The following is a 24,089-nucleotide window of genomic DNA, read 5'->3' as shown; positions in this document are numbered from 1 at the left end:
ACGTCGCAAGCTGCGATTCGACGACGCGTGCGGCAGGGTGGGCGAGGACGGCGAGTCTGCATGGCCTACCTGTAGGAGCGGCGCGAGCCGCGACAAGCGCAGCATCCGAAGCTACCGATGCTCAATCGCTTTTCCGGAGCCAACGCTTGTCGCCTCGGTCTTCGGAAAGAGACGCTCGCGTACGCCGCTGCGGTTGGTCGCGGCTCGCGCCGCTCCTACAGGGAGGCCATGCGGGATCAGCGGCCCGGACGGCGGTACACGAACTCCGGCGCCGGCGCCTGCGATTCGCGCTCGGTCAGCGCGCGCAGGCCGGCGTGGTCCGGCGATTTCTCGCACACGGGGTCGAGCGTGTCGGCGCGTCCGCTCAGCGCCAGCGCCTGGCAGCGGCAGCCGCCCCAGTCGCGCTCGCGGTGCTCGCAGCCGCGGCAGGGCTCCGGCATCCAGCCGGTGCCGCGGTAGCGGTTGAACGCTTCCGAATCGCGCCAGATCTCGCCGAGGCCGCGTTCCATCACGTTGTCGAACTGCAACCCTTCGATGGTCTCGGCCGCGTGGCAGGGCAGCACCTTGCCTTCGGGGGTGATGTTGAGGAAGCGCTGCGCCCAGCCGCCCATGCACGGCTTCGGCCGGCGCGCGTAGTAATCGGGGGTGACGTAGTCGATGGTCAGTTGCCCGCGCAGCCGCGCGCGCGCGGCCTCGACCACGGCGCTGACCGCGTCGAACTGTTCGCGCGTCGGCAGCAGCGCGGCGCGGTTCTTCAGGCCCCAGCCGTAGTACTGGGTGTGCGCGACTTCGAGCCGGCCGGCGCCGAGCTCCAGCGCCAGCTCGATCATTTCGCCGACGCGTTCGGCGTTGTGGCGGTGGATCACCGCATTGAGGGTCAGCGGCAGCTCGAGTTCGGCGCACCAGCGCGCCAGGGTCAGCTTGCGCGCGTGCGCGCCCGCGTAGCCGGCGATGCGGTCGGCGCCGTCGGCGCGGCTGTCCTGCAGGCTCAGTTGCAGGTGGTCGAGGCCCGCCTGTTGCAGTTCGACCAGCCGCTCGCGGCTGAGGCCGACGCCGGAGGTGATGAGGTTGCAGTACAGGCCGTGGGCGCGGGCGTGGCGCAGCAGTTCGGCCAGATCGCGGCGCAAGGTCGGCTCGCCGCCGGAGAAATGCGCTTGCAGCACGCCGAGTTCGGCCGCCTGTTCGAGCACGCGCAGCCACTGCGCGGTGTCCAGTTCCTGGCGCATGCCGACCAACTGCAGCGGGTTTGAGCAGTACGGGCAGGCCAGCGGGCAGCGATGGGTCAGTTCCAGCAGCACCGCCAGCGGCGGCGCGGGCGCGGCGGCGAACTCGGACGGACGCGCGTTCACGACAGTTGCGGCGCGAACGCCAGCATGCGTTTCTCCAGCAGCGTGGAGAACAGGTCGATGACGTCGCCGTAGATCTCGCCGGCGTCGGCGCCGTACTCGCGCGCCAGCGCGGCCACGATCGCTTCCACGTCGGAGCGGCCGTCGACGTGGGTCAGCACCGAGTGCGCGATCTCGTCGAGCTCCAGCACCCGCTCCGGCGCCAGCAACACCCAGCGCTCGCGCGCGCGGTCGTGCTGCAGGCGCACGCCGACCGGAAAGCGCATCACGCTGCCCGAATCGATGACCGCGGCGGTCATGGCCGCGGCTCCTGCGGGCGGAACGTGCCCGGCGGCGGCAGGCGCGGTTCGACATAGGCCAGATGCAGCGCGTCGAGCATCGACCACAGCACGTCGCACTTGAAGCGCAGCGCGGCCAGCACCGCTTCCTGCTGCGCGCGGGCCGCGGCGTGGCGCTTGACGTAGTCGAGGGCGAAGTTCGCGTCCTGCGGCGCCTGGTGGAGGCGCGAGTCGAAGTAGGACAGCGCGTCCTTGGACACGAAGTCGTAGTTGGCCAGCATGCCGGCGACGCGCTGGCCGATGATGGTCGGCGCGAACAGCTCGGTCAGCGACGAGGCGATGGCCTCGAGCAGGCTGCGTTCGCGCACGAAGTGGATGTAGGCCTGGACCGCGAAGCGCGTCGCCGGCAGCAGCGCGCGCCCGGATTCGACCAGTTCGCGATCCAGCCCGAGCGCGTCGGTCAGGCGCAGCCAGCGGGCGATGCCGCCGTCGCCTTCGCGTTCGCCGTCGTGGTCGACGATGCGCTGGCGCCAGACCCGGCGCAGCTGCGGGTCCTCGATGCGCGCGAGCAGGGCGGCGTCCTTGAGCGGGATGCAGCGCTGGTACTCGAACCGGTTCAGCGCCCAGGCCTGGACCTGGCCGCGGTCGAGCCGGCCGCTGTGCAGCAGCACATGAAAGGGGTGCTTGTCGTGGTAGCGCTCGGCGCCGATCGCGCGCAGGCGCGCTTCGAGTTCGTCGGGCGACAGCGCGGCCTCGCGCGCGGGCGGCGCGGGCGTTGCCGCGGGGGCGGCTGCGGCGTTCATAACGTCAGTTCCATGCCGTCCTCGGCGACGTCCCAGCCGAGCGCGCGCACCTGCGCGCGCTCGGGCGAGGCTTCGTCGAGGACCGGGTTGGTGGTGTTGAGATGGATGAACAGCTTGCGCCGCACGTCGAGGCCGGCGAACGCGGCCAGGGTGCCGGCGTCGTCGTCGCCGTTGCCGCCGGCGATGCTCATATGGCCCATGCGCGCGCCGGTCTTGCTGCCGACGCCGGCGCGCTGCATTTCGTCGTCGCGCCACAAGGTGCCGTCGAAGAACACCAGCGCGGCGCCGCGCAGGCGCTCGCGCAAGGCCGGGGTCAGCGCGGCGCAGCCGGGGATGTAGTAGAAGCGTTCGCGGCCGTCGCTGACTTCCAGGCCAAGCGTGTCTTCGTCGCCGCCGCGCAGGCTTTCGCTGCGCGACTCCATGAACAGCGGCACCTTGCCGGGCACCGCGAACGCGGTGACGCGCAGTCCGAGCGGCGCGTCCACGCCGTCGATGTCGACCGGCGCATCGAGCGCCAGCGCCTTGCGCGTCACGTAATCGGGATGCAGCGCATCGAAGATCGGATTCAGCGCCAGCACCTCGTGCACGCGCGCGCTGGCCCACAGGTCGAAGCGCTGGCGTTCGCGCATCGACAGCAGGCCGGCGATGTGGTCGATCTCGCCGCTGCTGAGCAGCACCGCCTCGATCGGCGAATGGCGCAGGCCGCGCTGCGGCCACAGCGGAGGCAGCGCCAGCACCTGCTGGCGGAAATCGGGCGAGGCGTTGATCAGCAGCCAGCGTTCGCCGTCGGCGCTGACCGCGATGCTGGCCTGGCTGCGGCGCTTGGCGCCGTCCTGTTGACGCCACGCCCGGCGGCTGCCGGGCGTGTTGCAGTTCCACTGCGGAAAGCCGCCTCCGGCCGCCGCTCCGAGCACGAGGATGCGCATCACCGGCCGTCCGAAGGACGCGGTGCGGGGCGCGGCCGCGCGCGCGTGGCGACGGCGGAAGCGGGCATGCTCAGAACAGGTCGCCGGAGGAGTACGAGTTGATTTCGCAGCCGCACGGGATTTCGACGATCTGAGGCTTGGACCAGGTCTTCATGAGCGTTCCTCTTGCTGGGGATGGAACTCGTCGGAGTCGGATCGAGTCGCGGAGCGCGCAGGCGCCGCCGCGACCGATCCACGATACACCCGGGCGCGCCGCGACGCCTGTGATTGGAGGCCGCTACGGACGCGAAGCGCGCCACGAATGCGCGCGCTTTGCGCAAGCGTTCCGTTAAAGCGCGAAGCCGGTGCGGGATGGTTCGCGCGCGCCGCGCGACGGCGGCGGCCGCGCCGTTGCGCATCGCTCGAGGGCGACAGGCGCGCTCCGCCGCGTCGATCAATGGCGACAGGCGTGCTCCGACACGTCGCTCAATGGCGACGCTTGAGAATGTCGCGGGCGAGAACCCAAACCACGATCACGTTGATTATGAGAACGGCGCTGGCGAGCCAGCCCGGGTGCCGGACCATCGCGAAAATATCGAACGGCAGGTACAGCGCGGCGCCGACGCAACCCAGCCACGAGGCCCAGGCCTTGGCCTTCCACAGGCCCCAGGCTTCGAACAGGTGCAAGGCGGCGTAAGCGAACACGATGCCGGCGGCCAGATGCACCGAGCCCGGGCTGATGCTGTGCGCGAGCCAGGCCATCGAGCCGTGCTCGGGGTCGAGGTGGAAGCGGCGGATCAGTTCTTCGATCCAGCGTTGCAGCGGGGCCGGGCCGAGCAGTTCCAGGCCGCTGGCGGCGGACAGGGCGAGCAGGCCCTTGACCAACTCGACCATCGCGATGACGTGCAGGCCCGGATGGGCCTTGGGGTCGGCGTTGTAGTGCGGATCGGCCGGATTCATCGCGGACCGGCGCCGGGCGCGGACGCGGCGCCGCGCGATCGGGACGTTGCGGCAGCGGGCAGACGGAGCGGGGGAAGCGGACGCATGCGGCTTGGATCCTCATCGGGCGCCGGGGATTCCGGCCGTGCCGTGCGGGAGCGGCGGGCCTGCGCCGGACGCGGTGCGCCGGGCGGAGGCAGTGTCCGCGATCCCGCGCCGCGCCGGAAGCGCGGCGGCGGAATCGCAAGACTTGGGGCGGCGGCGGCGCGGTTCAAGCCGGCGCGGCGTCGGCGCGGCCGATGAAGCGGGCAGGGCGTTCAGGCGCTTGCTGCGGCGGGCGCTTCGCGTCGGCCGGCGATCGGCGCCGGGCCATGCGCCGGCCGAGTCCGGCGGCATACCCCGCAAAACAAACAGGGCGCCTCGCGGCGCCCTGTTTGGTTTCGGCTTGCCCGATTGGTTCCGGCTTACGCGGCGCGCGAGGCGCGCTTGCGGTCGCTTTCGGTCAGGAACTTCTTGCGCAGGCGGATTTCCTTCGGCGTCACTTCGACCAGCTCGTCGTCCTCGATGAAGTCCAGCGCCTGCTCCAGCGTGTACTTGATCGCCGGGCTCAGCTGGATCGCATCGTCCTTGCCCGAAGCGCGCATGTTGGTCAGCGGCTTGGTCTTGATCGCGTTGACGGTGAGGTCGTTGTCCTTCGAGTGGATGCCGACCAGCTGGCCTTCATACACGTTGTCGCCTTCGGCGGCGAACAGCCGGCCGCGCTCCTGCAGCGGGCCGAGCGAATAGGCCGGCGTGGTGCCCGGCGCATTGGCGATCATCACGCCGTTGATGCGCTTGGCGATCGCGCCCTGTTCCTTCGGACCGTAGTGGTCGAACACGTGGAACAGCAGGCCCGAACCCTGGGTCAGGGTGCGGAACTCGTTCTGGAAGCCGATCAGGCCGCGCGCCGGGATCATGTAGTCCAGGCGCACGCGGCCCTTGCCGTCGGACACCATGTCCTTCAACTGGGCCTTGCGCGTGCCGAGCTTCTCCATGACGCCGCCCTGGTGCTGCTCCTCGATGTCGACCACCAGCTGCTCGACCGGCTCCATCAGCTTGCCGTCGATTTCCTTGACGATGACTTCCGGACGCGACACGGCCAGCTCGAAACCTTCGCGGCGCATGTTCTCGATCAGCACCGACAGGTGCAGTTCGCCGCGGCCCGAGACCAGGAACTTGTCCGGGTCGGAGCCTTCTTCGACCTTCAGCGCGACGTTGTGCAGGGTCTCGCGGACCAGGCGCTCGCGCAGCTGGCGGCTGGTCAGGAACTTGCCGCCGCTGAGGTCCTTGTTGCCGGCGAACGGCGAGTTGTTGACCTGGAAGGTCATGCTGATGGTCGGCTCGTCGACGGTCAGCGCCGGCAGCGCTTCCGGCGCGTCGAGCGCGCATACGGTGTCGGAGATCGACAGGTCGGCGACGCCGGAGATGGCGATGATGTCGCCGGCCTCGGCTTCCTCGGCCTCGATGCGCTCCAGGCCCATGAAGCCGAGCACCTGCAGCACCTTGCCCTGGCGCTTCTTGCCTTCGCGGTCGACCACGCTGACCGGCATGTTGCGGCGGACCTTGCCGCGCTGGATGCGGCCGATGCCGATCAGGCCGACGAAGTTGCTGTAGTCGAGCTGGCTGATGCGCATCTGGAACGGGCCGTCGAGATCGACTTCCGGCGGCGGCACGTGCTTCATGATCGCTTCGTACAGCGGGGTCATGTCGCCCGAGCGCGCGGCGTCGTCGAGGCTGGCGTAGCCGTGCAGGGCCGAGGCGTAGACGATCGGGAAGTCGAGCTGCTCGTTGGTCGCGCCGAGCTTGTCGAACAGGTCGAACACCTGGTCGATGACCCAGTCAGGACGCGCGCCGGGGCGGTCGATCTTGTTGACCACCACGATCGGCTTGAAGCCCATCGCGAAGGCCTTCTGGGTGACGAAGCGGGTCTGCGGCATCGGGCCGTCCATCGCGTCGACCAGGATCAGCACCGAGTCGACCATCGACAGCACGCGCTCGACCTCGCCGCCGAAGTCGGCGTGTCCCGGGGTGTCGACGATGTTGATGCGGTTGCCCTGCCAGGTGATGGCGGTGTTCTTGGCCAGGATGGTGATGCCGCGTTCCTTTTCCTGGTCGTTGCTGTCCATCGCGCGCTCGGCCAGCACCGTGCGCTCGGACAGGGTGCCCGACTGCTTCAGCAGGCAGTCGACGAGGGTGGTCTTGCCGTGGTCGACGTGAGCGACGATGGCGATATTGCGCAGGCGTTCGATGGACATGCGGGAGGACGCCGTAAGGCGCCTAGACGTTGGAAGGAAGCCGGCCATTATACGGGGCAAATGCGGCAAGCGCCTGTGCGGGCGGGGATTTTTGTTCGAACGCTCAGGAGCCTGAACGGGGAGGGCGCGGTTTCGGGCTCGCCATGCACGGGCGGCGCGGGCCGCGAGCCCGCGAAGCCGACAGAATCCAGCGTAAAACGCGGTCTTTCCGGCGCGCCGGTGCGGCTGGCGCGGCCTGGAATCTCGCCAGCCGGCGCGAAAATCGGGTGCCGGCAGGGGCCCGGAGCCTCGATGCGGTTGGAGCGGTCGGCTGGGCCGGGCTTCGGGCAGGGCGGCCGGTTTTGCCGGGCTTCGGGGGGCGGCGCGTGGACCGTCGCTTCGGTACCCTTGTGGATTGCCCCCGCCGTCGCCATCTCGGCCGGCGACGCCTTACCTATCCCCATCGCACCATCTGGAGCACGTTGCATGAGCCTGATCGCCACCTTCGACACCTCGCGCGGCCCGATCCGCGTCGAACTCAACGCCGAGAAGGCGCCGCTGACCGTCGCCAACTTCGTCAACCTGGCCCAGCGCGGCTTCTACGACGGCCTGAACTTCCACCGCGTGATCCCGAACTTCATGATCCAGGGCGGCTGCCCGCAGGGCACCGGCACCGGCGGCCCGGGCTACCGCTTCGAAGACGAGACCCGCAACGGCCTGGGCCACGAGCGCGGCGTGCTGTCGATGGCCAACGCCGGCCCGGGCACCAACGGCAGCCAGTTCTTCATCACCCACATCGTCTGCGACTGGCTCGACGGCAAGCACACCGTGTTCGGCAAGGTGCTGGAAGGCCAGCAGATCGTCGACACCGTGCAGCAGGGCGACAAGCTCAACTCGGTCAAGATCGAAGGCGACACCGCCGCGGTGCTGGCCGCCAAGGCCGAGCGCGTGGCCGAGTGGAACAAGGTGCTGGACGCGAACGCGCGTCCGTAAGCATCCGCGGTCGCCGCGCTTGCGCGGCGGGCGAACGAAAAAGACGGCCGCGAGGCCGTCTTTTTTTTGGGCGTGGCTCGTGGATCGCGCCGGGGGCGTGGCGGCCCGAGTCGAGAGCTTCGGGCCCGAAGGCCTTCGCGCAGATCGTCGGGCCGCAAGGCCCGACCGGTCTTCGGGCGGGGGCAGCGCGCCTCAGCGCACGAACTGCATCGTGTCGAGCATGCGCCCGACCGCGTCGGCGTCGCGGCGGTAGTAGTGCTCGCTCGGCGCCATCCACACCAGCGAGGTCAGCTTGCCCTCGCGCTCCACCGCCGCGACGGTGCCTTTGTAGTTCAGGCCGTCGGCGTTGCTCATCGCGAAGTCGAAGCGCAGGCCGTCGACGGCGCCGAAGCGGTGCGGGCGCAGTTCGCCGCTGTCGAGGTTGACCGCGCCTTCCTCGCGCAGGCCGTCGAGCACCAGGTCGCGCAGTTCGTCCGGGCGCATGCCGCTGCGGAACCACGGGCCGTCGGGCTTGGACGCCTTTTCCTTGCGCGCCATGAACACATGCTCGCCGGGCTTGATGTTGGAGTAGATGCGCAACTGGTTGAGGCGGGTGCCGTCGATGGTCCAGGTTTCCTGGCGCGCGCCCTTGATCCGGGCCCAGTCGAGGGTGCTGTCCAGGCGCAGGTCGAACACGGTCGAGGCGCCGGCGCGCTGCAGGGTGTTGGCGGCGCAGCCGGCCAGGGCGAGGACCGCCAGGGCCGCGGCGAAAGTCTTGAGGCGCAAAGTCACGGGGCGGTCTCCAGTTCGGCGATGGTTTTTTCGATGAAGGGGCGTTCTTCGGCGTCGGGCGCGGCGGCGAGATAACGGCGGAACGCGTCGATCGCCGCGGCCGCGTCCTTGCGTTCGCGCAGCGCGTAGGCCTGTTCGCGCCAGGCCGCGGGCGGCGCGTCGGCGTGGGCGACGGCCTCGCTCAGCAGTTGCGCGCTGCGCTGGCGGTCGTCGTTCTTGCCGCGGCGACGGTAGGCTTCGGCGAGGTAGTAGCCGTACAGGCCCTGGTTGCCTTGGTCGCCGGCGCGCTGTGCTTCCTCGCGCAGGTCGGCGATGACCTGGATCGAGGTGTCGTAGGTGCGCCGCGACAGCTCCGCGGCCAGCCAGCGGTCCAGCCACGGCCGCATCGCCGCCTGGTACGGCGCGCGGCCGACGTCGCCGGGCGCGCCGGCGTGGGCCTTGGCCGCGGCGGCGGTGTCTTCCAGGCGTTCGGCGGTGTTGGGGTGGCTGGCGAACACCGGCCACGGCTTGGAGCGCTTGCTGGATTTTTCCTCGCGCAGCATCCGCCCCCACACCTGCGCGCCGGCCTGCGGGTCGTAGCCCAGGCCGACCACGCGGTCGAAACCGATCCGGTCGGCCTCGCGCTCCATGTCGCGCGAGAACTTGCTGACGCTGGCCAGCCCGCCGAGCGAGGCGGCCAGCGCGACCACGCTGGGGATGATCGCGATCGACGCCATCACCGCGGTGGTGCTCTTGGCCTTGGTCCAGCCTTGCAGGCCGTGGCGCTGGCGGTAGTGGGCGAACTCGTGGCCCAGCACCAGCGCCAGTTCGGATTCGTCCTGCATCCGCAGCAGCGCGCCGGTGAACACCAGCATCGCGCCGTTGGGCGCCATCGAGGCGTTGAAGACCGGCACGTCGACGATATAGACGCGCAGGTCGGCGCAATGCTCGCCGGCGACCTTGCAGGCTACGCCGTGCACGTAGGCGTTGAGGGCGGGGTCGCGCACCAGCGCCGGCGCGGTCTTGATGTCGCGCTCGGCCTGCTCCATGCCGTACCACAGCTCGGCCTCGGTGCTGCCGGCGGCGGGGCGTTCGCCGGGCCGGATCGGCTCGACCGGCGCGGCGGCGCAGGCCAGCGCCGGCGCGGCGAGCGCGCAGGCGAGCGCCAGGCGCAGGCAGGCCAGGCGCGGCGGGACGAAGCGGAGCAGGGCGGGGGCGGACCGGCGCGGCGGACGCAGCGCCGCGCGGCTCACAGCGGAATGCCCTTGAGCATGCTGGCGACGGTGCCCTTGGCGCCTTTTTCGTCGCGCAGGTCGCCGCTGCCCTTGACCATCTGGTTGAACCACACCACCTGGCCGGTGCGCAGGTCCACCAGCGTGGCCACGCCGACCTGCGAGCCGCCGCCGACGTCGATGTAGGCGCCGAGCGCCGCGCCGGCGAGCAGGGTCAGGACCCGCACCGCGGTGCGACCGCCGGTGGCGTAGGAGTCGCGGATGTAGGTGAACAGGGCGTAGTCGGCGCCGGTGGCCTCGCGCAGTCCGGCCACGCCGGGGCCGAGGCTCCAGTCCATGCGCGGCTTGCCGGTGTGGGCGTCCTTCTTGGTCGCCAGCGCGCCGCCGAGGTTGTACTGGGAAATGCTCAGCGCCACCGCCTGGTTCAGGCGCACGATCTGGCCCATTTGCGAATTCGGGTCGAGGTCGTCGGGCACGTCGTAATCGTCGCGGCGCTCGGCCTTGGAGCCGGCCAGCAGTTCGCGCACGGCCTGCGGGTACAGCTTGCGCGCGGCCTCGGACCACTCCTTGCGCGGCTCGGCGAGCCCGCCGGCCGAGACCAGGCTCAGCTCGATGTCCGGTTCGATCAGCACCACGCTGCCCTGGACCTTGAGCGCTTGGCCCTGGGCGTCGGTGGCGGTGCGGTTCTGGGCGTAGGCGGCCGACAGCGGCGCGCACGCGATCGCCAGCGCCACGACGGCGCCGGCCAGCTTGCTGGCGAATGGTTTCATCGAATCGGCCCCCTGATGCCGATGTCCCTGACGAAAGTTGGAATCCTTGAGTGGCCCGAGCGGCGGCGGCCGCGTCCCCCGCGTCCGCTGCTTGCCTGCGTCCGCGGGCGATTCGAGCCGGCACACTAAACCCGAACGCCGTCGCGTTTTCAAGAGCCGAATCGCGCAAAGCCGACCGTCCGTCCGGGCACGGCCGGCGGCGCCCGCGCGGTCGCTCCGCGGCCGCGCGCGGGCCGGTCCGCGGCGACCGCTGTGATACCATTCTGCGGCTCGAACCAGCGGTAATCGCGGCGCTTTACGCAAGCCGCCGCGCGGCGCGCCCGCGCGCCGCGCCGCTGCTTCCGGCGCCGTCCATCCTCGCTCTGCCGTACATCACCCCACGAGGTTTACACGATGCCCCAGCTCGCCCGGCGCATCGGTCGCGCCAAGCCCAGCGCGATCATGCAGGTTGCCGAAAAGGCCAAGCGGCTCAAGGCCGAAGGCCGCGACATCATCAGCTTCTCCATCGGCGTCCCCAACTTCCTGCCCGGCGAGCACGTCTACGCCGCCGTGCGCGAAGCGCTGGCCAAAGACAGCGGCCAGTACGGCAGCAACCGCGGCGCCGACGCGCTGCTGGACGCGTTCATCGAGCACATGGGCAAGATCGGCCTGACCGGCTACGGCCGGGTCAACTGCGCCACCGGCATCGGCGCCAAGCACGTCATCTACAACATCGCCGAGGCGCTGCTCGACGAAGGCGACACCATCGTCTTCCCGACCCCGTACTGGACCAGCTATCTCGACATCGCCGAGATCGTCAACGCCAAGATCGACCTGCTGCCGTGCCCGGCCTCGCAGGACTACAAGCTCACCCCGCAGCAGCTCGACGCCGCGCTGGCGAAGAAGCCCAAGGTGTTCTTGTTCAACAACCCCTCGAATCCGACCGGCATGGTCTATTCGAAGGAGGAGATCGACGCGCTCGCCGATGTGGTCGCCAAGTACCCGGACACCTGGGTCATCACCGACGACATCTACAACCGCATGGTGTTCGACGGCCTGGGCTACCACAACTTCGTGCACGCGCGGCCCGAACTGCGCGACCGGGTGATCTTCCTGGACTCGCTGTCCAAGACCTACGGCATGCCGGGTTGGCGCGTGGGCTTCATGGCCGGGCCGGAATCGGTCGCCCAGGCCCTGACCACGATGAACTCGAACCACATCACCAACATTCCGGAAATCGTCACCGCCGCCGCGGTCGCCGCGCTGTCGGGCCCGCAGGACGTGCCGACCCAGAAGTGCGCCGAATTCCAGGCCAAGCGCGACCAGGTCATGGCGGTGATGGAGGCGATTCCGGGGGTGATCTGCCCGCGTCCGCAGGGCGCGTTCTACGTCTTCCCCGACATCAGCGTCGCCTACGGCAAGACCCATCAGCCCAGCGGCACCAAGATCGGCAACGACATGGACTTCTGCAACGCCCTGTTGGAAACCAAGGGCGTGGCCTGCGTGCCGGGCTCGGCGTTCGGCGAGCCGCGTTCGCTGCGCATCAGCTACACCTGCCCGACCCCGCAGCTGGCCCCGGGCCTGCAGCGGTTCCAGGAGTTCTTCGCCGAGCTCGGCTGAGCCCGGCGAAGCCGCCCGCCCGCGTCCAGGAGCGATGTCATGCGCGTAAGCACCGTGTTGTGCGTCGTGGCCGCGCTCGCCGTGGGCGCGGTCGGGGCCAAGTTCGCGATGTCCGGCGGCTGGGCGCAGTACGCGTCCGCTCCGCGTCCGCCGCAGCTCGCGCCGGACGATCCGCGCCACAGCACCGGCGACAAACGCATCGTCATGCTCGCGGCGCAGTGGTGCGGCTATTGCGAAAAGCTGCGCAAGGACTTCGAACTGGCCGACGTGCGCTACACCCTGATCGACGTCGACACCGAACAGGGCCAGCGCGCGATGGCCGCGGTCGGCGCGCGCGGCGTGCCGGTCACCATCGTCGGCCAGGACATCGTCTACGGCTACAACCCCGATCAGATCAAGGACAAGCTCGCGCCGCTCGGCTACCGGCTGTGACCGCGCGCGTCCTGTTTACCTACTCGCGGGCCCGCGCCCGCCCCAACGTTCACTAGCGAAGGAAACACCTCGATGAAGACTCCCGTCCGCGTTGCCGTCACCGGCGCAGCCGGCCAGATCGGCTACTCGCTGCTGTTCCGCATCGCCTCCGGCGAAATGCTCGGCAAGGACCAGCCGGTGATCCTGCAGCTGCTGGAACTGCCGCTGGAGAAGGCCCAGGCCGCGCTCAAGGGCGTGATCATGGAACTGGAAGACTGCGCGTTCCCGCTGCTGGCCGGCATCGTCGGCACCGACGACGCGGAAGTCGCGTTCAAGGACGCCGACATCGCCCTGCTGGTCGGCGCGCGTCCGCGCGGCCCGGGCATGGAGCGCAAGGACCTGCTGCTGGAGAACGCCAAGATCTTCACCGCCCAGGGCGCCGCGCTGAACAAGGTCGCCTCGCGCAACGTCAAGGTGCTGGTGGTCGGCAACCCGGCCAACACCAACGCCTACATCGCGATGAAGTCGGCGCCGGACCTGCCGGCGAAGAACTTCACCGCGATGCTGCGCCTGGACCACAACCGCGCGCTGAGCCAGCTCGCCGCCAAGGCCGGCGTGGCCGTGGGCGACATCGAGAACCTGATCGTGTGGGGCAACCACAGCCCGACCATGTATCCGGACTACCGCTTCGCCAAGGCCGGCGGCGCTTCGTTGAAGGACAAGATCAACGACGCCGACTGGAACGCCAACACCTTCATCCCGCAGGTCGGCAAGCGCGGCGCGGCGATCATCGAAGCGCGCGGCCTGTCCTCGGCCGCTTCGGCCGCCAACGCCGCGATCGACCACATCCGCGACTGGGTGCTCGGCAGCGACGGCAAGTGGGTGACGATGGGCGTGCCGTCCGACGGCAGCTACGGCATTCCCGAAGGCGTGATGTACGGCGTGCCGGTGATCACCGCGAACGGCGAATACACCCGCGTGGAAGGCCTGGACGTCGACGAGTTCAGCCGTAAGGCGATGGACAAGACCCTGGCCGAGCTCGAAGAAGAGCGCGCCGGCGTCGCCCACCTGCTGGGCTGAGCGGCTCGCGCCAGCGATGCATGAACGGGGCGGCTTCGGCCGCCCCGTTCGTTTTTGCGGTGCCGCGGGTTGCGCGGCGAGGGCCGCCCGCCCGCGCAGCCGCCGCCCCGGCCCGCGGCGGAGCGTGTAGGATCGGACCCGCTTTCCACAGGGACCCCTCATGGCCGACCCCGCCTTGCGCATCCTGATCGCCGACGACCACCCGATGTTCCGGGCGGCGCTGCGTTATGCGTTGGGCGAGATCGCGCCGGACGCGCACGTGGTCGAAGTCGCCAGCCAAAGCGCGTTGGAAGCCGCGATCGGCAGCGACGCGTTCGACCTGGCCATGCTCGACCTGATGATGCCCGGCGCGATGGGCTTCTCCTCGCTGGTGTACGCGCGCGGCGAGCGGCCCGAGTTGCCGGTGGTGATCATCTCCTCCAACGAACACCCGCGCACGATCCGCCGCGCGCAGCAGTTCGGCGCGTCCGGCTTCGTGCCCAAGTCGGCGCCGGCGGCGGTGCTCGGCGAAGCGCTCGGCGCGGTGCTCGCCGGCAACGTATGGTTCCCCCCGCAGCAGGCCGAACGCGACGAAGGCGACGCGCAACTGGCCGACCGGCTGGCGCAGCTGACGCCGCAGCAGATGCGGGTGTTGCTGCGTCTGGCCGATGGGTTGCTCAACAAGCAGATCGCTTACGAACTGTCGCTGGCGGAGAACACGGTGAAGATCCATGTCACCGCGATCCTGCGCAAGCTCGGCTGCCATTCGCGCACGCAGGCGGCGGTGTTGGTGAAGGGGCTGGCGTTGGACGACGAAGGCGGCGATCTGCACGACGGCGTCGGCGGATTGGCGTAGCGGCGTCGATGCCTGCGTCGTCGTTGCGTTGGCGCGGTCGCGGCTCGCGCCGCTCCTACAGTCGCCACGCCGCGGCATCGAACCCCCTGTAGGAGCGGCGCAAGCCGCGACCGCGTCAACGCACCCACCGCGCCGCCCCAACGCAGCGACTGTAGGAGCGGCGCAAGCCGCGACCGCGCAGCCTCAGATCGCGCCGCAACCCCGCCTCATTCGCCATGCGCCAACAACCGCGACGCCAGCGCGCGCAGCGCCGCCGGTTTCAGCGGCTTGGGCAGGAAATGCCAGTCGCGTTCGGCCGCGCGCGGCCGCAGGGTCGGGTCGGCGTCGGCCGACATCAGCACCACCGGCGGCAGCCGTTTCCACTTCGCTTCCAGCTGCGTGCCGAGCTCGAAGCCGGTGCTTTCGCCGAGGCGGTAATCCAGCAGCAGCAAATCCGGCGGCGCCTGCGCATCGGCGCGGGTCAGCGCTTCGGCCGCACTGGCGGCGCCGTCGGCCTGGCAGCCCCAGTCGCCGAGCAGGTGCAGCGCGGCCTGGCGCGAATGCAGGTCGTCGTCGATGACCCACACGCTGCGGCCGCGCAGCGGCGAATCCGGATCGGCGGTCGCGCTCGCGCGGCTCGCCGCCGGCGGCGCGGACGGCGCCGGTTCGGCCGTCGCGGGCGTCGCAGTCGCATACGGCAACTCGACCGAAAACACGCTGCCGTGCCCCGGCCACGAGCGCACCGCGACGCGATGGCCGAGCAGGCGCGCCACCCGCCGCACGATCGCCAGGCCCAGGCCGGCGCCGCGCTGCGGCGCGTCGATGCCGGTGTCCAGGCGCTGGAATTCTTCGAAGATCAGTTCGCGCTTGTTCTCGGGAATGCCCGGACCGCTGTCCCACACCTCGATCCGCACGCCGTCGCGCAAGCGCCGCGCGCCGAGCACGATGCGGCCCTCGCGCGGCGCGAACTGCATCGCGTTGGAAACGAAGTTCTGCACGATCCGCCGCAGCAGCACCTCGTCGCTGTCGACCACCGCGCGGGTCGCGATCACGTGCAGGCGCAGCCCGCGCGCCTGGGCGAGGATGCGGAACTGGCTGTCGATCGCGGCGAACACCCGCGCCAGCGGCAGCGCCGCGCGCCGCACTTCCAGCGCGCCCGATTCCAGGCGCGAGATGTCGAGCAGGCTCGACAGGATGTCGTCCTGCGCCGCCAGCGCCGCCTCGATGTGATCGGCCAGCTCGCGCCCTTCGTTGTCGTCGACGCGCCGGCGCAGCGACGACAGGTACATGCGCGCGGCGTTGAGCGGTTGCAGCAGGTCGTGCACCGCGGCGGCGACGAAGCGGGTCTTGGAGCGATTCGCGCGCTCGGCCTCGCCCTTGGCGGCTTGCAGGTCGCTGGTGCGCTGCTCGATCCCGCGCTCCAGGCTGTCGGCCAGCGTGCGCAGGTCGCGCGCGGCCTGTTTGTACGCGGTGATGTCGGCGTAGCTGGTGACGAAGCCGCCGTCGGGCATCGGGTTGCCGCGGATCTCGATCACCGTGCCGTCGGGCCGCTCGCGTTCGTGCAGGTACGGCTGGCCGCGCAGCAGATGGTCGAGGCGGCGCTTGATCGCGTCTTCCGGGTCGGCGCCGAGCAGGCCGCGCTTGGCGTTGAAGCGGATCAGGTCTTCGATCGGCCGGCCGACCTGCAACAGCTCCGGTGGATATCGGAACAACTCGCCGTAGCGCTGGTTCCAGGCGACCAAGCGCAGCTGCGAATCCACCACGCTGACGCCTTGGGGCAGATGTTCGAGGCTCTGCCCTTCGCCCATGCTCGCCTGCCGCGCCGCGTGCACCAGCCCGTCCTGCGCGTTGCGCAGCGCTTCGGCGTGGTGTTCGACCATCTTCTCCAGCTCTTGCCGGCTGCGCAGGCGCAGCGCGGCGATGCGGCCGCGCTGGATCAGCAGCAGCGCCACCGCGACCGCGAGCAGCCACGCGCCGGCGGCGACCGCGCGCGCGATCCAGGCGGTGCGGATGCTCGGGGTGACGTCGCGCAGCAGGTGCAAGGTCCAGTCCTCGCGCGCCAGATGCAGCGACTGCCACAGCATCGGTTCGCGCAGGCGCGGCTCGCGCAGACGCACCACGCGCGCGCCGCCGGCGACTTCGCGCTGCACGTCGAACGCGACCGGGCGCAGGCGCTGGCTCTGGTACTGGCGGGTGTCGCGCAGCTCGCGCTGCCACGCCGGCGACAGCGGATGCAGCATGCGGTAGCGCCACAGCGGCTGCGCCGACAGGAACACCACGCCGTGGTTGTCGCTGAGCAGGACCAGGTCGCCGCGTTCGCTCCAGTCCGAGCGGATGTCTTCGAGTTCGACCTTGACCGCGACCGCGCCGATCGCGCCGCCGCGTTCGTCGCGCACCGCGCGGGCGATGAAATGGCCGGGCACGCCGGTGGTGACGCCGATCGCGTAGAACTCGCCGGCGCCGGCCGCCATCGCCAGCTGGAAGTAGGGGCGGAACGCGTAGGAATAGCCGACGTTGCTGTTGGGCTGGTCCCAGTTGCTGGCGGCCAGCCCGGTGCCGTTGCGGTCGATCAGGGTCAGGGTGCTGGTGCGGTTGGCGAAGTTGAGCTGGACCAGCCGCTCGTTGGCGCGCTGGCGCTGCACGGTGTCGCCGGGATTGGCGAGGGTCGCGCGCAGTTGCGGGTCCAGCGACAGCACCGCCGGCATGATCCGGTAGCGGTCGATGTGCTGCTCGATCACCTGCGCGCGCTGCGCCAACAGCGCGCTGGCCTCGCCGGCCTGACGTTGCAGCGCCTGCGAATAGGCGATGCGTCCCGCGACCAGCGCCGACAGTAGCATGCCGGCCAGGATCAGGGCGATCCAGGCGGCGGTTTGCAGTTGGCGGCGGGGGGGATGCATGGGGCGTTGAAGCGGGATTTGGGGGTTAGGGGTTGGGGAACTGGGGAGGCGCGGGGGTTTGGGGAGACTAGCGGGACTGGGGTGAGATGGCGGTCAAGCGAACGAGCGCCGATCGCGATGATCGTGATGCGCGCCGCGCTTCGGCACTCCAGACGCTTCTCCAGTTCCCCAACCCCCAACCCCGCTCCACTCAAAACTGCACCTGCGCCCGCACCTCGACCAGATCCGGATCCGCCGCCAACAGCCCCTTGTCCGCCTTCACATGCGCATAGTTCGCCTGGAACTTGAAGTGGGTGGTGAGGTACCAGTTCGCGCCGACGGTCCAGTCGCGCTGCTTGCCGCCGGCGATGCCGCCGTCGTCGAGGTCGAGCTGGCCGTAGCGCGCCAGCAGTTCGACCGCGCCGTAGCCGTGCGCGGGCTTGATGTTGGCGACGTTGTTGCCGCTGTACGGGCGGGTTTCGCCGGTGACGACCCAACTGCCGGTGACGTAGTAGCCGGCGGCGGTGAAATCGCGCTGGCCGTTGTCGCGTTCGGCGGTGGCGCGCAGGTATTCGGCCTGGACCGACCACGGGCCGTCGATCCACAGCGCTTCCAGGCCGTTGCGCACGATCTTGTCGGTCTCGCGCAGGCTGCCCGAATCGACCAGGCGCACGCCGGTCAGGCCGTTGAGCGGACGCGCGCGGAAGCGCGCGGCCGGGCCGAAGTAGGCGCCGCGGCCGTCGCGGAAGCCGTGCGGATTCTCGACCGAGCCGGTCAGGCCCAGGTGCAGCACGCGGTCCTTGTCCTTGACCGGCGTCCACACCGCGCGCCCGGCGGCGGTGGTGCCGGGGTTGTCGCCCTGCAGGTCGTGGCCGAAGAAGTAGCCTGCGTTCAACGCATAGCGCGGCCGTTCGATCGACCACTCCACGCCGGTGCGGCGGCCTTCGAAGATCGCCTGCGAGGCGGCGGACAGTTCCATCATGCTGGCGGTGCGCGAAGCGGCGACGCTCTCCATGCTGACCGGCGTCTTGAAGTAACCGACCCGGACCTTGCCGTAGTCGGCGCCGAACCAGGCCTTGGTTTCCATGCGCAGCGCCACGTCGAGCCACAGCTTGGATTCGAAGTCGAACACCGCGGTGAAGTCGTAGACGTCCTTCTTCTTGAGATTCACGCCGAACTCGCGGCGGCGGTAATGGCCGTCGTCCTTGAGCCGGGTCGCGGCGGTGCCGTAGCCGTCGCCGTCGAAGTCGACCACGTCGTAGGCCCAGTTGGCGGTCGCGGAAATTTCGGTGCCGTCGGCGAAGGCGTACTTGGTCGGCCAGTCGTCGAAGCTGGCGGCGGCCGCGGCCGGCGACAGCGCGTACAGGGCGAGGGCGAGCGGGGAGGCGGCGAAGGCGGAGAAGGCGAAGCGGGCGTTGCGCATGGTTGGGGCTCCAGGTTCGTCGGCGCCGTCCTGGCAGCAGGGCTCCGTGCCGGGCGCGCGTGGCGTCCGGCCGAGGGAAGGGTCGGCTGGCGGCCCGAGGGGCCGCCTCAATGGATCAGTTGAAGCGGATCAGTCGCAGCGGCTCGTTCGAAACCTCTGGTGCGCGACGGCTCAGGCCTTTTCGCCGAGCGGACCGTGATGGTCGGAAGGCAGGTCGACGTCGAGATCGGTCGCGCTCGGCGGATTCAGCAGCTCGCGGTTGAGCTGTTCGCGGTCGAGCTCGTTCTCCCAACGCGCGACCACCACCGTGGCCACGCCGTTGCCGATGATGTTGGTCAGCGCGCGCGCTTCGCTCATGAAGCGGTCGATGCCGAGGATCAGCGCCAGACCCGCGACCGGCACCGCCGGGACCACGTGCAGGGTCGCGGCGAGGGTGATGAAGCCGGCGCCGGTGACGCCCGAGGCGCCCTTCGAGGTCAGCATCGCCACCGCCAGCAAGGTGATTTCCTGGGTCAGGGTCAGCTCCACGCCGAGCGCCTGGGCGACGAAGATCGCCGCCATCGTCAGGTAAATGTTGGTGCCGTCGAGGTTGAACGAATAACCGCTGGGCACGACCAGGCCGACCACCGGCTTGGAGCAGCCGAGCCGCTCGAGCTTGCGCATCAGCGGCACCAGCGCCGATTCCGACGACGAGGTGCCCAGCACCAGCAGCAGTTCGTCGCGGATGTAGTAGATGAAGCGGACGATGCTGAAGCCGGTGAAGCGCGCGATCAGGCCGAGCACGATCAGCACGAACAGCGCGCAGGTCAGGTAGAAGCTGCCCATCAGCTTCATCAGCGGGCCGAGCGCGCCGACGCCGAATTCGCCGATGGTGAACGCCATCGCCGCGCCGGCGCCGATCGGAGCCAGCTTCATGATCATGCTCATGATCCCGAAGAACGCCTTCGACAGCGGCTCCAGCAGGTCCATGACCTTCTCGCCGGTCTTGCCCATGTGCAGCAAAGAGAAGCCGAACAGCACCGCCAGCAGCAGCACCTGCAGCAGGCTGCCATCGCCGGTGAAGGCGTCGGTGAAGGTCTTGGGGATGATGTGCAGCAGGAAGTCGACCGTGCTCTGCTGCTCGGCCTTGTGCGCGTAGTCGGTGGCCTTGGCCACCAGCGCCGGGTCGAGCTTGGCCGGATCGGCGTTGAAGCCGGCGCCCGGCTTGAGCGTGTTGACCACCACCAGGCCGATCACCAGGGCGATGGTCGAAACGATTTCGAAGTACAGGATCGCCTTGACCCCGACGCGTCCGACCTTCTTGACGTCGGCGACGCCGGCGATGCCGAGCACCACGGTCAGGAAGATGATCGGGCCGATCAGCATCTTGATCAGCGCGATGAAACCGTCGCCGAGCGGCTTGAGCTTGACTCCGAACTCGGGGAAGAAATGCCCGATCAGGCCGCCGAGAATGATGGCGCCGACCACCCAGAGGTAGAAGTACGAGCCGGACTTTTTCATGGAGTGCACCGGAGCGAGGAGTGAGCGAAAGGAAGGGGATGCGCGCGACCGGGCTCAGTCGCGGTCGATCGCCGAATGCTTGCGGGTGTCGGGCATCAGCGCGTAGACCAGCAGCGAGCACAGGATGCAGGCGCTGACGTACCAGAAGAATCCGGTTTCCATGCCGATCTTCTTGAACCACAGCGCCACCGGCTCGGCGGTGCCGCCGAACAGGGCGACGGTCAGCGCGTACGGCAGGCCGACGCCGAGCGCGCGGATCTCGACCGGGAACAGTTCGGCCTTCACCACCGCGTTGATCGCGGTGTAGCCGCTGACCGCGCTGAGCAGGATCATGATCAGCCAGAACGCTTCCATCGGCGTCTGCGCGCCGCGGATCCAGTGCATCACCGGCACGGTCAGCACGGTGCCGAGCACGCCGAACGCGATCAGGATCGGGCGCCGGCCGATGCGGTCGGACAGCGCGCCGACCAGCGGCTGCATCAGCATGTAGACGAACAAGGTGCCGGCGTTGATCAGCGAGGCGGTTTCCTTGTCGAAGCCGGTGCTGATGGTGAGGAACTTCAGCATGTAGTTGGTGTAGGTGTAGAACGCCAGCGTCCCGCCCATGGTCAGGCCGACCACGGTCAGCACCGCGCGCGGGTGCTGCATCAGCGTCTTCAGCGAGCCTTCGCGTTTGGCCGGCGTATCGCTGTTCTTGAGCTTGGTGAACGACTCGGTTTCCTGCATGTTGCGGCGCAGGTACAGCGCGGTGATCGCGGCGATCGCGCCGATCGCGAACGGGATGCGCCAGCCCCAGGCCTTGAGCTGGTCTTCGCTGAGCACGAACTGCTGCAGCACGATCAGCACCGTCAGCGCCAGCAACTGGCCCAGGATCAGGGTCACGTACAGGAAGCTCGACCAGAAGCCGCGGTTCTCGCGCGAGGACATCTCGCTCAGATACGTCGCCGAGCTGCCGTATTCGCCGCCGACGCTGAGGCCCTGCATCAGCCGCGCCAGCACCAGCAGCACCGGCGCGAACACGCCGATGGTGTCGTAGCCGGGAGTGAAGGTGATGATCAGCGAGCCGGCGCACATCAGCAGCACCGACAGCATCAGCGCGGCGCGGCGGCCGTGGCGGTCGGCGTAGCGGCCGAACACCCAGCCGCCGAGCGGGCGCATCAGGAAACCGACGGCGAAGATCGCGCCGGCGTTGAGCGCCTGCGAGATGCGGTCGCCGGACGGGAAGAACACATGGGCGAAGTACAGCGAGAACGCGCTGTAGACGTACCAGTCGTAGTACTCGACCAGATTGCCGACGGAGCCGGAGAAGATCGACTTCAGGCGCTGGCCCGGGGTCATGACGGGCGCCGTGGCGGGGGCTGGGTCGGACGTAATGGCGCTCACATCGGCTCCTGTCGCGAAGATCGGGGTGGGTAGGCGGCGCGCGCCGCGTCGTCGATGGCGCGCAAGGGCGTCCCCACACCCGGCGCCGATGGTGGGCGGCGGGGCGGGGAGGGCCAATAGCACCTTAGGGTTAGGGCCGGCCGCGGGCACGCCGCGCTGCCGCGAAATCGCCGGTTCATGCCGCAAAACAAGGGTTTTCGGCCGGTCCGTGCGGGCCGCGGCGGCTTAGCCAATTGGTCGTAGCCGCGCCGCGCGCGGCCGCCGCGGCGGGCCCGCCGCCATCAGCGCGTCATCTGCGTTGCCCATGCTTGCGCGGATTTTTGCCCTGCTCCCCCGGAGATCGACCATGAAGTCCCCTTGCACCCTCGCCGCGCTGACGCTGGCGATCGCCGCCGCGCTGGCCGCCGCGCCCGCCCATGCCGCCAACGAAGCGGCCGACGTCGCCGCCGATGCCGCCGCCGCCGGCGAGGCCCGCGACGCCACCACGCTCGATGCGGTTTCGGTCATCGGCCTGGGCGAAACCCGCCAGGTGCAGCGGGTCAAGCTCGCCGACATCGAGAAGACCGTCGCCGGCACCAGCCCGCAGAAGATCCTCAACAAGCTGCCCGGCATCTCGGTGCAGTCCAACGACGCCTACGGCGCCAACGAGGAATCGCAGACCATCAGCCTGCGCGGCTTCAACCAGCGTCTGCTCGGCTACACCCTCGACGGCATTCCGCTCGGCGACAACAGCTACGGCAACTACAACGGCCTGGGCATCAGCCGCGCGCTGATCGGCGAGAACCTCGCCGGCGCCGAACTGGCCGCGGGCATCGGCTCGCTCGGCACCGCCTCGACCAGCAACCTCGGCGGCACCCTACAGTACTTCTCGGCCGATCCGGAAGCCGAATTCGGCCTGCGCGTGGCCCAGACCTTCGGCAGCGACAACACCCGCCGCACCTACGCGCGCCTGGACACCGGCGACCACGGCGGCTTCTCGATGTATTTGTCCGGTTCGCTGCTCAACGCCGACATGTGGTCGCGTCCGCACGACAACCAGGACCAGAGCCAGGTCAACCTCAAGGCGGTCTACAACTTCGGCGACGGCAACCGCCTCAGCGCGTTCGTCTCCAGCGCCGAAACCAGCCAGGCCAACTATGCGTACCTGTCCAAGGCCCTGCTCGCGCGCGGCGCGGACTGGGACTGGAACCTGTACAAGCCGGACTGGCAGCGCGCGCTCAACGCCGCGTACTGCGCGCCGAAGCCGTGGCCGGCGAACAAGGTCGGCGACCGGCGCTGCAAGTTCGAATCGCCGGCGGCGACCATCGACGACGCCTACTACGCCAGCCGCGCGCTGCGCACCGACCATCTGGCCGCGCTGGCCGGCGAGTTCAACCTCGGCGAAGGCCTGCGCCTGAACGCGCAGACCTATTACCACGACGACCGCGGCCAGGGCCATTGGTGGTCGCCGGGCAACTGGTCGTACCCGAACACGGCCAAGGAAATCCCGATCTCGATCCGCAGCACCAACTACGGCATCAACCGCGCCGGCGCGATGGCCTCGTTGAACTGGGAACTCGGCATCCACCGCATCCAGGGCGGGTTCTGGTACGAGCGCAACCACCACGACGTGCAGCGCAATTTCTATTTCATCGACGGACCGGTCGACGACGACCGCTTCCTCAACGATCCCGACCGCCGCCTGTTCTTCCAGAAGTACGTCATCACCACCCGCCAGTTCTATCTGCAGGACACGATGAGCCTGCTCGACGGCCGCATGACTTTGGACGTCGGCGCCAAGAGCACCCAGGTCGACATGCGCGCGACCCAGGTGCCGTCGAAGATGATGGAAGTGCCCAACGCGACCGGCCGCCTGGAAACCAAGGACCATTTCCTGCCGCAGCTGGGCCTGGGCTACAAGCTCGGCGAAGGCCGCGAGCTGTTCGCCGCCTACACCGAGAACGTCGCCGCCTTCGTCGGCGGCGGCGCCGGCGGCCCGCTGGCGATCGGCCAGGCCGCGTTCGATGCGCAGAAGGCCGACCTCAAGCCGGAATCGTCGAAGACGCTGGAAGCCGGCTACCGTCAGGTCGGCGAGACCTATCAGGCGTCGCTGAGCGTGTACAAGGTGCGCTTCGACAACCGCCTGCTGTCGCTGAACCCGTGTTCTAGCATCGAGGCCGGCACGCGTCCGGAGTGCATCACCAAGTTCTTTAACGTCGGTTCGGTCGACAGCTACGGCAGCGAACTGGTCTTCATCTGGAAGCCCGTCGACGGCCTGCAGTGGTACAACGCGCTGTCGTGGAACAAGTCGACCTACGAGGACAACTACATCGACGGCGGCAAGACCGTGCCGACCAGCGGCAAGCGCGTGGTCGACGTGCCCGACACCATGTTCTCCAGCGAAGTCAGCTACAGCCGCGGCGCGTGGCTGGCCAGCGTCAGCGGCAAGTACACCGGCAAGCGGTACTACACCTACCTCAACGACAACGGCTTCGGCGGCTACACCACCTTCGACGCGGCGCTGCGCTACACCTTCGAACCGGTCGGCCCGCTGCGGCAGTGGTCGGTTTCGCTCAACGCGACCAACCTGAGCGACAAGCGCACCGCCAGCAACCTGACCGCGTTCAGCGCGTCGGATCCGCAGGGCAAGACGTATGCGTTCCATGCCAATGCGCCGCGACAGGTGTTTTTAACGATCGACGCGCGGTTCTGATCGGGCGCGCAGCGGGGGGCGG

At 69.4% G+C, this 24,089-nt stretch carries 20 protein-coding genes; 6 read left to right on the top strand and 14 right to left on the bottom strand.

Annotated features, from left to right (window positions below; translation table 11 throughout):
* Positions 1 to 236: 236 nt before the first annotated feature.
* The 7 genes from pqqE to typA all read right to left on the bottom strand — a co-directional run bounded on the left by pqqE (position 237) and on the right by typA (position 6,565).
* Positions 237 to 1,349: a pyrroloquinoline quinone biosynthesis protein PqqE gene (pqqE, locus tag JHW38_RS09580; protein WP_207525713.1), complete on the bottom strand. Its 1,113-nt coding sequence runs from the start codon at positions 1,347 to 1,349 to the stop codon at positions 237 to 239.
* Positions 1,346 to 1,645, bottom strand: coding sequence for a pyrroloquinoline quinone biosynthesis peptide chaperone PqqD (gene pqqD / locus JHW38_RS09575; protein ID WP_207525712.1), 300 nt, complete (start codon positions 1,643 to 1,645; stop codon positions 1,346 to 1,348). Before pqqD ends, pqqE begins: the two co-directional genes overlap by 4 nt.
* Entirely contained in the window at positions 1,642 to 2,427 is a 786-nt protein-coding gene (pqqC, locus tag JHW38_RS09570) for a pyrroloquinoline-quinone synthase PqqC (RefSeq protein ID WP_207525711.1), read from the bottom strand. Before pqqC ends, pqqD begins: the two co-directional genes overlap by 4 nt.
* A complete protein-coding gene (gene pqqB / locus JHW38_RS09565) occupies positions 2,424 to 3,353 on the bottom strand; it encodes a pyrroloquinoline quinone biosynthesis protein PqqB (RefSeq protein WP_207525710.1) in 930 nt (309 codons plus the stop codon). The genes pqqC and pqqB overlap by 4 nt, the downstream gene beginning before the upstream one ends.
* A 70-nt stretch (positions 3,354 to 3,423) precedes the next feature.
* Positions 3,424 to 3,507 carry a pyrroloquinoline quinone precursor peptide PqqA gene (pqqA, locus tag JHW38_RS25910; RefSeq protein WP_206411203.1) on the bottom strand — a complete coding sequence of 28 codons (84 nt, stop codon included), beginning with the start codon at positions 3,505 to 3,507 and terminating at the stop codon, positions 3,424 to 3,426.
* A gap of 311 nt (positions 3,508 to 3,818) precedes the next feature.
* Entirely contained in the window at positions 3,819 to 4,292 is a 474-nt protein-coding gene (locus JHW38_RS09555; protein WP_207525709.1) for a DUF2127 domain-containing protein, read from the bottom strand.
* 443 nt (positions 4,293 to 4,735) lie between these two features.
* On the bottom strand, positions 4,736 to 6,565 hold the full coding sequence (gene typA / locus JHW38_RS09550; RefSeq protein ID WP_207525708.1) for a translational GTPase TypA: 1,830 nt from the start codon (positions 6,563 to 6,565) through the stop codon (positions 4,736 to 4,738).
* Between the two features lie 465 nt (positions 6,566 to 7,030).
* On the opposite strand from typA, the gene JHW38_RS09545 reads away from it, so the two are divergent.
* Entirely contained in the window at positions 7,031 to 7,537 is a 507-nt protein-coding gene (locus tag JHW38_RS09545) for a peptidylprolyl isomerase (RefSeq protein ID WP_207525707.1), read from the top strand.
* A gap of 192 nt (positions 7,538 to 7,729) precedes the next feature.
* On the opposite strand, the gene JHW38_RS09540 is transcribed toward JHW38_RS09545, so the two are convergent.
* Genes JHW38_RS09540 through JHW38_RS09530 form a run of 3 tightly spaced genes read right to left on the bottom strand, consistent with a single transcriptional unit; the run spans position 7,730 to position 10,289 of the window.
* Entirely contained in the window at positions 7,730 to 8,308 is a 579-nt protein-coding gene (locus tag JHW38_RS09540; RefSeq protein ID WP_207525706.1) for a hypothetical protein, read from the bottom strand.
* Positions 8,305 to 9,540, bottom strand: coding sequence for a M48 family metallopeptidase (locus tag JHW38_RS09535; RefSeq protein ID WP_207525705.1), 1,236 nt, complete (start codon positions 9,538 to 9,540; stop codon positions 8,305 to 8,307). The genes JHW38_RS09540 and JHW38_RS09535 overlap by 4 nt, the downstream gene beginning before the upstream one ends.
* Positions 9,537 to 10,289 (bottom strand): hypothetical protein, encoded by a 753-nt coding sequence (locus JHW38_RS09530; RefSeq protein ID WP_207525704.1) that lies wholly within the window; start codon positions 10,287 to 10,289, stop codon positions 9,537 to 9,539. Before JHW38_RS09530 ends, JHW38_RS09535 begins: the two co-directional genes overlap by 4 nt.
* A 393-nt stretch (positions 10,290 to 10,682) precedes the next feature.
* Between JHW38_RS09530 and JHW38_RS09525 the strand changes: the two genes are divergently transcribed.
* The 4 genes from JHW38_RS09525 (at position 10,683) to JHW38_RS09510 (ending at position 14,214) form a co-directional block, all read left to right on the top strand.
* Entirely contained in the window at positions 10,683 to 11,888 is a 1,206-nt protein-coding gene (locus JHW38_RS09525; protein ID WP_207525703.1) for a pyridoxal phosphate-dependent aminotransferase, read from the top strand.
* A gap of 39 nt (positions 11,889 to 11,927) precedes the next feature.
* Positions 11,928 to 12,320 carry a glutaredoxin family protein gene (locus tag JHW38_RS09520; protein ID WP_207525702.1) on the top strand — a complete coding sequence of 131 codons (393 nt, stop codon included), beginning with the start codon at positions 11,928 to 11,930 and terminating at the stop codon, positions 12,318 to 12,320.
* A 72-nt stretch (positions 12,321 to 12,392) separates the two neighbouring features.
* On the top strand, positions 12,393 to 13,379 hold the full coding sequence (locus JHW38_RS09515; protein ID WP_207525701.1) for a malate dehydrogenase: 987 nt from the start codon (positions 12,393 to 12,395) through the stop codon (positions 13,377 to 13,379).
* A gap of 160 nt (positions 13,380 to 13,539) precedes the next feature.
* Complete coding sequence (locus JHW38_RS09510; RefSeq protein ID WP_207525700.1) at positions 13,540 to 14,214, top strand: LuxR C-terminal-related transcriptional regulator; 675 nt, start codon at positions 13,540 to 13,542, stop codon at positions 14,212 to 14,214.
* A 206-nt stretch (positions 14,215 to 14,420) separates the two neighbouring features.
* On the opposite strand, the gene JHW38_RS09505 is transcribed toward JHW38_RS09510, so the two are convergent.
* The 4 genes from JHW38_RS09505 to JHW38_RS09490 form a co-directional block, all read right to left on the bottom strand.
* Positions 14,421 to 17,090, bottom strand: a complete 2,670-nt coding sequence (locus tag JHW38_RS09505) for a hybrid sensor histidine kinase/response regulator (protein WP_207525699.1) — start codon at positions 17,088 to 17,090, stop codon at positions 14,421 to 14,423.
* 190 nt (positions 17,091 to 17,280) lie between these two features.
* Positions 17,281 to 18,492 (bottom strand): OprO/OprP family phosphate-selective porin, encoded by a 1,212-nt coding sequence (locus JHW38_RS09500; RefSeq protein ID WP_207525698.1) that lies wholly within the window; start codon positions 18,490 to 18,492, stop codon positions 17,281 to 17,283.
* 171 nt (positions 18,493 to 18,663) lie between these two features.
* Complete coding sequence (locus JHW38_RS09495) at positions 18,664 to 19,992, bottom strand: dicarboxylate/amino acid:cation symporter (protein WP_207525697.1); 1,329 nt, start codon at positions 19,990 to 19,992, stop codon at positions 18,664 to 18,666.
* A 54-nt stretch (positions 19,993 to 20,046) separates the two neighbouring features.
* Positions 20,047 to 21,330 (bottom strand): MFS transporter, encoded by a 1,284-nt coding sequence (locus JHW38_RS09490; RefSeq protein ID WP_207525696.1) that lies wholly within the window; start codon positions 21,328 to 21,330, stop codon positions 20,047 to 20,049.
* 391 nt (positions 21,331 to 21,721) lie between these two features.
* Here JHW38_RS09490 and JHW38_RS09485 point away from each other — a divergent pair, with 391 nt between their 5' ends.
* Positions 21,722 to 24,067 carry a TonB-dependent receptor gene (locus tag JHW38_RS09485; protein ID WP_207525695.1) on the top strand — a complete coding sequence of 782 codons (2,346 nt, stop codon included), beginning with the start codon at positions 21,722 to 21,724 and terminating at the stop codon, positions 24,065 to 24,067.
* The last annotated feature ends 22 nt before the right edge of the window (positions 24,068 to 24,089 follow it).

Source organism: Lysobacter enzymogenes, from assembly GCF_017355525.1.
Lineage (GTDB): Bacteria > Pseudomonadota > Gammaproteobacteria > Xanthomonadales > Xanthomonadaceae > Lysobacter > Lysobacter enzymogenes_C.
Note: the sequence above shows the minus strand (reverse complement) of the source record. Positions and strands in the feature narration are given on the sequence as shown.

What these genes read in the sequence shown, in the direction of transcription:
- JHW38_RS09515 (WP_207525701.1), top strand. Translation starts at nt 12,393, where the DNA reads ATGAAGACTCCCGTCCGCGTTGCCGTCACCGGCGCAGCCGGCCAGATC.
- JHW38_RS09525 (WP_207525703.1), top strand. Translation starts at nt 10,683, where the DNA reads ATGCCCCAGCTCGCCCGGCGCATCGGTCGCGCCAAGCCCAGCGCGATC.
- pqqC (WP_207525711.1), bottom strand. Translation starts at nt 2,427, where the DNA reads ATGAACGCCGCAGCCGCCCCCGCGGCAACGCCCGCGCCGCCCGCGCGC.
- pqqB (WP_207525710.1), bottom strand. Translation starts at nt 3,353, where the DNA reads ATGCGCATCCTCGTGCTCGGAGCGGCGGCCGGAGGCGGCTTTCCGCAG.
- JHW38_RS09505 (WP_207525699.1), bottom strand. Translation starts at nt 17,090, where the DNA reads ATGCATCCCCCCCGCCGCCAACTGCAAACCGCCGCCTGGATCGCCCTG.
- JHW38_RS09555 (WP_207525709.1), bottom strand. Translation starts at nt 4,292, where the DNA reads ATGAATCCGGCCGATCCGCACTACAACGCCGACCCCAAGGCCCATCCG.
- pqqA (WP_206411203.1), bottom strand. Translation starts at nt 3,507, where the DNA reads ATGAAGACCTGGTCCAAGCCTCAGATCGTCGAAATCCCGTGCGGCTGC.
- JHW38_RS09520 (WP_207525702.1), top strand. Translation starts at nt 11,928, where the DNA reads ATGCGCGTAAGCACCGTGTTGTGCGTCGTGGCCGCGCTCGCCGTGGGC.
- JHW38_RS09510 (WP_207525700.1), top strand. Translation starts at nt 13,540, where the DNA reads ATGGCCGACCCCGCCTTGCGCATCCTGATCGCCGACGACCACCCGATG.
- JHW38_RS09500 (WP_207525698.1), bottom strand. Translation starts at nt 18,492, where the DNA reads ATGCGCAACGCCCGCTTCGCCTTCTCCGCCTTCGCCGCCTCCCCGCTC.
- JHW38_RS09485 (WP_207525695.1), top strand. Translation starts at nt 21,722, where the DNA reads ATGAAGTCCCCTTGCACCCTCGCCGCGCTGACGCTGGCGATCGCCGCC.
- JHW38_RS09495 (WP_207525697.1), bottom strand. Translation starts at nt 19,992, where the DNA reads ATGAAAAAGTCCGGCTCGTACTTCTACCTCTGGGTGGTCGGCGCCATC.
- JHW38_RS09545 (WP_207525707.1), top strand. Translation starts at nt 7,031, where the DNA reads ATGAGCCTGATCGCCACCTTCGACACCTCGCGCGGCCCGATCCGCGTC.
- typA (WP_207525708.1), bottom strand. Translation starts at nt 6,565, where the DNA reads ATGTCCATCGAACGCCTGCGCAATATCGCCATCGTCGCTCACGTCGAC.
- pqqD (WP_207525712.1), bottom strand. Translation starts at nt 1,645, where the DNA reads ATGACCGCCGCGGTCATCGATTCGGGCAGCGTGATGCGCTTTCCGGTC.
- JHW38_RS09490 (WP_207525696.1), bottom strand. Translation starts at nt 21,330, where the DNA reads ATGACCCCGGGCCAGCGCCTGAAGTCGATCTTCTCCGGCTCCGTCGGC.
- JHW38_RS09530 (WP_207525704.1), bottom strand. Translation starts at nt 10,289, where the DNA reads ATGAAACCATTCGCCAGCAAGCTGGCCGGCGCCGTCGTGGCGCTGGCG.